Source organism: Coleofasciculaceae cyanobacterium (assembly GCA_036703275.1).
In the GTDB taxonomy this organism is placed as follows: Bacteria; Cyanobacteriota; Cyanobacteriia; order Cyanobacteriales; family Xenococcaceae; genus Waterburya.
In genome coordinates, this window is record DATNPK010000039.1 from 1 (window position 1) to 1,740 (window position 1,740).

Below are 1,740 nucleotides of genomic sequence, written 5' to 3' on the forward strand. Positions count from 1 at the left end.
CCATTTTGCCAATCAACAGATGTAGTGAAAAATGGGAAATCAAAACAAGGAAAACAACGCTATTGCTGTCGCCATAAAGAATGTCCTCGCTCTACCTTTATACGAGATTATACTCATTATGGTTACCAACCAGAAGTAAAACAAAAGATTATTGAAATGGCAGTTAATGGCAGTGGAATTAGAGATACTGCTAGAGTCCTTTCGATTAGTACTCATACAGTAATTAAACAGCTTAAAAAAAAGAGTCAAAACTAGAAAAAGTTAATCTTAAATGGTTGAAGCAAACAGAAGCACAAAACTCGACAGTAATAATCCAAAAAGTAGAAGTGGATGAAATGGAAAGCTATGTGGGCAAGAAAATTTACCAAAGATGGCTCTGGCATGCGATTGACCACAAAACAGGAACAATTCTAGCTTTTGTGTTGGGAACAAGACAAGAGCGAATGTTTCTTAAGTTGAAAAAGCTACTTAAACTATTTGGAATCAAAAAATTTTACACCGACAAATTAAAAACATACGAGCGTCATCTCGATCGAGAAGAAAGAACTGTCAGTAAATATAAAATGCAAAAGATTGAGCGCGAGACACGGCGAATTTAGTTCGCCATGTGTAATCGCGCTGTTGAGAGAAAGCATCTGACTTTGAGGAATAGAATTAAAAGATTATAGAGAAAAATAATCTGCTTTTCTAAGCTTACTCAGATGCACGATCTAGTGATTGGTTTGTATATTAATAAGTATGAGTTTGGCAGAAATATTTGATTAATTCAACATCTTTGCTACAGTACCGTATAGTTGTGTAAGTGAAGGTCAATTGTCGTGGTGAAGGAAAATAATTAAGAATGCGAACAAGAGTAACTTTTTACGTTGATAAAGTTCCAGGTCAACCACTAAAAGGTCGAGGTTGGATTGATATTTCAGATATAGAAATAGCCAAACGTCTCAATATTCCATTGCTAGGAGAACATACTAATCCAACCATCTTTAAAAGATTCAGTTTGGAGGAAGTGGAACGCAAATCTTTAAAATTTAAGGTTCACAGCGACGTAAATAAAGTTCGCGGCGTTGGTATTTATCCTGATGAAAAGTCTGATGGAGGAATTAGAGTTGTTATAGCTTGTAAAAGAGGTAAAGCAGGAGGCAAAAAATTTACTTTAGTCGATCCTAGAGAAACGATTAAACTTACAGTTCAGAAATCTTTAAATATAGAATCTGTATGTGCTTGGGTGAGAACCTGGGCGAGTGATGGTGCAGAGATTATTACCCCTAGTGGAAAAACTATTGCTCTTGATGGAGATAATCTAGCTACAACAGAATACGTTTATTTCATCCACAGCGAAGAAAGTAATACGATCAAAATAGGACGTGCTAAAAATGTAGAAAAGAGGCTTAAATCTCTGCAAACAGCTAATCCTTATGAATTAAAAATAATTAAGATGTTCAAAGTAAAAGGAGGAAAAGCAGCCCAAGAATTAGAGCATGATCTGCATCAAAAGTTTGACCATTTAAGACTGTCCGGAGAGTGGTTTAAAGCCGAGCCAAAATTATTAGATTATCAACAAAATTAGTCCTGAGTAATTGAAGTTGAAAGGGCGATCGCCTGACTGATGGACACAAGTAGATGAAAAGCGTGATTTTCATAAAAAAGTGGGCAATCATCATGAGACACTGAAATTGCGAAAAACCAGTGAAAAATCATGAATCAGCACCCACCTCTTTATCATCAACTAATGCAATATCT

General features: G+C 35.6%; 3 protein-coding genes. All 3 read left to right on the forward strand.

From position 1 onward, the window contains the following. Window positions 1–255, forward strand: a 255-nt coding sequence (locus tag V6C71_08630; protein HEY9768558.1) for an IS1-like element transposase, incomplete at its 5' end; no start/stop codon positions are given. 20 nt (window positions 256–275) lie between these two features. Then, window positions 276–599, forward strand: coding sequence for an IS1 family transposase (locus tag V6C71_08635; GenBank protein ID HEY9768559.1), 324 nt, complete (start codon window positions 276–278; stop codon window positions 597–599). A gap of 242 nt (window positions 600–841) precedes the next feature. Further along, window positions 842–1,567 (forward strand): GIY-YIG nuclease family protein, encoded by a 726-nt coding sequence (locus V6C71_08640; GenBank protein ID HEY9768560.1) that lies wholly within the window; start codon window positions 842–844, stop codon window positions 1,565–1,567. Window positions 1,568–1,740: the final 173 nt, after the last annotated feature.

Bases quoted from the DNA above. Each gene is read 5' to 3' on its own strand.
- V6C71_08640 (HEY9768560.1), top strand. From the start codon at position 842: ATGCGAACAAGAGTAACTTTTTACGTTGATAAAGTTCCAGGTCAACCA.